This window comes from Streptomyces aureoversilis (assembly GCF_042657885.1).
GTDB lineage: Bacteria > Actinomycetota > Actinomycetes > Streptomycetales > Streptomycetaceae > Streptomyces > Streptomyces aureoversilis.
Window position 1 is genome coordinate 1 of record NZ_JBHSKJ010000051.1, and the last position, 5,066, is coordinate 5,066.

Below are 5,066 nucleotides of genomic sequence, written 5' to 3' on the forward strand. Positions count from 1 at the left end.
CCGGCCACTCACCACAGCCTGACCAGCGACCAGACGCGATCAGCCACACGTCACAACCAACCATGCACGAGCTCGTAGGGCGTGCAGATGATTTTAACGTGTTGCTTCCGTTGCGGGGGCTCGTTGTTGTGGTATGGGCATATCGCAGGAGTATCGAGAGCAACTGGCCACGAAGTTCGGTGTGTTGTTCCCGCACTTGGATGAGTGGCAGCAGCGTCTGTTGATGGGGGTGGAGGTCTGGTTGCTAGGTCACGGGGGGACCCGGACTGTCGCCCGGGCGGCTGGGAAGAGCGAGGCGTTCGGAAGGGTGTGGACGAGTTGGAGGTGGGCGAAGGCCCTCTGGGCCGGCTTCGCCGGCCCGGCGGAGGCCGCAAGCACCTGGTGGAGATGAACCCTGGTCTGTGGTCGGCACTGCTGGCCCTGGTCGAGTCGGGTGAGCGCGGGGGTCCGATGTCGCCGTTGCGGTGGGCGACGAAGTTGCCCAGCAGGCTCGCCGCGGAGCTTACCCGCCAGGACATCTCGTCGGCGCTGACACAGTCGGGGATCTCCTGCGTGAGGAGGGCTTCAGTCTGCAGGCCAATGCCAAGGCTATCGAGGGCAAGCAGCAACCGGACCGGGATGCTCAGTCCGTTGCCTCAGCGAACAGGTCAGGCAGCACATCGAGGCCGGGCAGCCGGTGATCGGCCTGGACACCAAGGAGAAGGAACTGGTCGGTGACTGCAAGAACCACGGCGGTCAGTGGCGGCTGGCTGGTGAGCCGGTCATGGTCAAGACGCATGATTTCCTGGACCGGCAGGGGTCCGGCAAGGCGATTCCGTATGGAATCTACGACGTGAGCGCGAACACTGGCTGGGTCAGCGTCGGTACCGATCACGACACCGCGGCCTTCGCGGTCGCTTCCATCAGCTGCTGGTGGCAGGCCCTGGCCGGCACGACTGCCCTCTGGCTACGCAACTGCTGATCACTGGCGACGCCGGGGGATCCAACGGATCCCGCACTCGGGCCTGGAAGACCGAGCTCGCCGCCCTCGCTGCCAGGGTCGGGCTGGAGATCACTGTCTGCCATCTGCCGCCGGGCACCTCGAAGTGGAACACGATCGAGCACCGGCTCTTCTCCCACATCACCATGAACTGGCGCGGTAGACCGCTGACCAGCCACGGAGTCATTCTGAAGAGCATTGCTGCGACCACGACCGTAACCGGGCTGCCCGTCCACGCCGAACTCGACACCGGTACCTACCCCACCGGCGTCACGGTGACCGACGCATAGGTCGACGCGCTGGTCATGACCCGGCACCGATTCCACGGCGACTGGAACTACATCCTCCATCCCACGGCCACCCCACCCAGGCTGCACGAGCGTCCCAGACCGAAAGACCGCCCAATGACATCGCCGGGCCTTCCCGCCCTTCTCCGGAATCCCGAGCTGACCGGCATGCCTCAGCATCAACTCGAGGCTCTGACCGGAGAACTGGCCGAACCGCTGGAAGCGCACCAGGAATCCAACCGCCATCGCCAACGCGGTGGAGCCCGCCTTCGCGCCGCCGGGGTCGGCGCGAAGGACACACTCGCCTCTGCGGACCGGGTCCTGGCCGGTGTCCTCTACCTGCGGAAGCTCTGCACCCAGGACCTCCTCGCCGAGCTCTTCGGCATGAACAGGAGCACGATCACCCACGCAGTCCAGGATGCCCGGCACCTGCTCGACCAGCACGGACACACCATCAACCCATTGACAGTCAGGTTCCGTACACCAGCGGACCTTCGGGCCTACCTCACCTCATCAGACCCCAAGCCCTGACCGTCGACACCAAAGATCCAACCCGTGTGTTAGTCATCTGCACGTCCTTAGACAAGCCCCATCGTTGCAGGTCAGGAGTACTTCTCACGTCTACCATCAACTCCCATACAGTCCACCGCGTGAAAGCGTGAGGCTGGGACCGTGTCCTACATGGCTCTTGGCCGTTGATGGAGTCATGGGGAGTGGGCGGCGTGACTGGATGGCGCCGCGCGATTTGCGGCAGTTGGTAAGGCCGTTGCTGCCTGCGACGCGTGTGTGTTCACAGTTGGTGGGGTAGCAAACACCGATGACGAAGCGGTCTCCGCCGCGATGGTCTATGTTCCGGTCAGCGGCTGTGCCTGGCGAGCCCTGCCGTCGTGCTTCGGGGCGTCGAAATCCATGATGCACCTCAAGTTCCTGATCTGGAAGGCGTCCACATCATCCTGACCTGCAGGAATTCAGGATAAAAAGAGGCTCAGTTGCGGGTTTGTTTTGGACCGCGCAGGAAACGTCCATACGGGTCATCGCAGGGCCTCGGTAAGCCCCTCTAGGAGTTCTCGCTTAATGAGAGCTTTTTGAACTTCTTCGAAACAACGAAAGAAACACTGGCTTACGCCCTTTACGGGATCGGGTTGATCATGCATCTGAATGATCAGATACTGTAGTGCTTCAAGGGCATTATTTAGTTCCGTGGCAGAACGGCGAAGCTGACTAGCAATAATTGATGATTCATTGAATTCTGGGCTGGTGGAATCCGCCACAACCAGTGACAGGTCAGCGGATCCGTTTTGATTGACGTTGATTAGCATATTTCCTCCCCGGGTGGCCATAAATAGAAGATCGGGTTATTCGAGATTGACCCTCGAGGTGTAAATTCTATGTGATGAGAACCGCATCGTTCCTTGTTTCACGTACCATGCCACACGAATGGGCTACGGTGCGTATTGCTCGATTGATGCATCTTGCGAGCCAAATGGTATTCAATTACGCATCTCAGTTGCTAATCCTATTGCTAGGTGCCGCCCGCTTAATGTTCGGAGCGATTATTTCATGAGTTCGCGTGACAGTAGTGTCGCCCCAAATGAGTTCGATTATCAGTCGGAGTTGAATGGAAGGCCCTACGTACTTCTATGCGTTGCCTCTTCCGCGTCCGTAGCCATGGGGCTCACTTCCCTAGCTGGCTGCTGGCTCGGCCGGGTTATTTCTGAACGGGAAAGAGTAATCGGAAATCTCAGGATCCAGGCAGGGGGTGTCGGCGATGCAATTGCCGCAACTTATGGAGAATCCTGGAGGATGGAGGCGCTAGTCAATTCTGTATTTGCCCTCATGGCAATCGCTTTAGCGGTGATCGCAATACTCTTGGCTTCCAGTGGCCGCGAAAGCGATTATAGCCCATATGTGCGAACATGTGTTGGGCTCGGGCTTTTCCTTGGACTGCTCGGTCTTATTATTTCCTCTGTGACCTTTTTTTATATTTTTGATAGCCTTGCCGAAGCTCGGGCTAACATTCAACCTAGATGAGCCATTTAGGTTCTTGTTTGGCAAGTATTTGATACGGAGCTGTTGGGTTGCCTGTCTCGTTGATGGGGCATAGTTGGTTCTGGGGACCTGCGGCGTGTGGGGTCGGCGGGCCGGGAAGTGGTGCGGTTGCGCGTAGTGGCTGCGCTGGAGGCGGGGACGGTTGGTTCGTACCGGCAGGCGGCCGAGATGTTCGGTGGGAGTGAGCGGTCGGTGGGCTCGTGGTGGCGGGCCTATCAGACAGGTGGTCGGGACGCTCTGACTATGAGAAAGACACGCCGTTCCGGACCGCACGAGCTGACCGGCGTGGAGGAACGGGTGGTGCTGTTGCAGGCGATGGTGGACTACACGCCCGAGCGGCTGCTGATCGACGGCCCGTTGTGGATGCTGCTGCTGGTGGCCGAACTCATCAGGATGGTCACCGGGTGGTGATGACTGAAACGCGAGGGTGGGCAAGTGGCTACGTTGGCACAGTTTCTTCCTGCAGCGTCTGGAGCTCTGCTCCTACCGTCAGGACCAGGAGAAAGCGGATGCCTGACGTGCGGGAGGAGTACCCCGCGATCGCCGCGCGGGCGCAGGCGGAGAACGTGCTGGCCTGGGCGGATCAGTGCGGCCTGCGTCCGGACACCACACCGCCCGGCCGGTCCTGGGTGCCGAAGGGCCGGACCCGCTTGTCCGGGTCTTGGGCCGCCGGTTCAAGGTGAACGTCATGTCCGCCCTTGCCTCCCGCGGCACCCTGTACTTCATCCTTTTCACCAGCACGTTCACCGCCGACGTGGAGAATAACGAACGCCTGAGATCCACCTGATGCTGGCTACAACCCGGAACTCAACCCCGACAGGCTCCTCAACGCCAACGTCAAGCGCCACGCCCATGCCGCCCGCGCCCACTCGGCCGACGACCTTGCCCACGAGACACGACACTTCCTCCGCCCCCGCCAGCACCAACCCCACATCATCCGCGGCTACCTCCACGCCCGCTACACCACCCAATAGGCAACTCAACAGTTCCATCTAAAATAGGATCGTGTCCTATGTGGTGAGGTGTTGTTGGGTTTCGCATGGGGGCGGGGTTACGTGGAGTTGGATTGTTCCGGACGGGTTGTGGCAGATCGTGAAACCGCTGATTCCGCCGGAGAAGATGGAGGCAGAGGTCGCCAGGCACACTCACTGACCAGCACGTAGACAATCGCCGCGAACAATGTCTCACCAGGTGTGTTCGGCGTCTCACGGCCCTGAGGCCGCACCTGTTTCGGGGTTTCGAAGCCCACTGCTCACCGGAGATTTCTGGTCTGGTCACGGGTCGGAGTGTGGGGCCGGCTGGATGAAGCGGTTCTGCACTGGCTTGACGACGCCGGTCTGATCGAGATGCACGTCCTGTCGGATCAGGACGGGCTGGCCCTTCTCGCCGGGCTCTCCGCCGCCAACACCCACGACTGCCAGGCACTGAAGCCGATGGTGACCGGCCTCCAAACGAGACACGACCCTCATCGGGGCCGGTACTTCAAGCCCCAGTGGCTGCACGCTGACAAGGCCTACGACCAGCCTGTCCTGCGGAAATAGCTGTGGGGCAAGCACATCGGCGTCCGCATCGCCCGCAAAGGCATCGAGTCGAGTGAGCGACTCGGCCACCGCAGGTGGGCGATCGCGCGCACCATCTCCGGGGTGACCGGATACAGGCGCCTGTCACCCCGCTACGAGCGTCATCTCCTGCAACCTCGCGTCCCCTCGGACTCGCCGCAGCTCTCTGCTACTACAAATTCCTCCTAAAAT

The 5,066-nt window shown here is 60.8% G+C and carries 3 protein-coding genes and 2 pseudogenes; 4 read left to right on the forward strand and 1 reads right to left on the reverse strand.

Annotation, left to right across the window (positions count from 1 at the left end; all coding sequences use genetic code 11):
- Nucleotides 1-133: 133 nt before the first annotated feature.
- Nucleotides 134-1,797 (forward strand): annotated as a pseudogene (locus tag ACFPP6_RS36235) (ISAzo13 family transposase).
- Between the two features lie 500 nt (nucleotides 1,798-2,297).
- Here the strand turns inward: ACFPP6_RS36235 and ACFPP6_RS36240 are convergent.
- On the reverse strand, nucleotides 2,298-2,585 hold the full coding sequence (locus tag ACFPP6_RS36240) for a hypothetical protein (RefSeq protein WP_382051114.1): 288 nt from the start codon (nucleotides 2,583-2,585) through the stop codon (nucleotides 2,298-2,300).
- Between the two features lie 832 nt (nucleotides 2,586-3,417).
- Between ACFPP6_RS36240 and ACFPP6_RS36245 the strand changes: the two genes are divergently transcribed.
- The 3 genes and pseudogenes from ACFPP6_RS36245 to ACFPP6_RS36255 all read left to right on the forward strand — a co-directional run.
- The gene (locus ACFPP6_RS36245) at nucleotides 3,418-3,726 is read left to right on the forward strand and encodes a helix-turn-helix domain-containing protein (protein WP_382051116.1); all 309 of its coding nucleotides are present in this window, start codon (nucleotides 3,418-3,420) and stop codon (nucleotides 3,724-3,726) included.
- A gap of 98 nt (nucleotides 3,727-3,824) precedes the next feature.
- Nucleotides 3,825-3,998 (forward strand): hypothetical protein, encoded by a 174-nt coding sequence (locus tag ACFPP6_RS36250; RefSeq protein WP_382051115.1) that lies wholly within the window; start codon nucleotides 3,825-3,827, stop codon nucleotides 3,996-3,998.
- Between the two features lie 334 nt (nucleotides 3,999-4,332).
- Nucleotides 4,333-5,066 (forward strand): annotated as a pseudogene (locus tag ACFPP6_RS36255) (transposase); the annotation flags it as partial.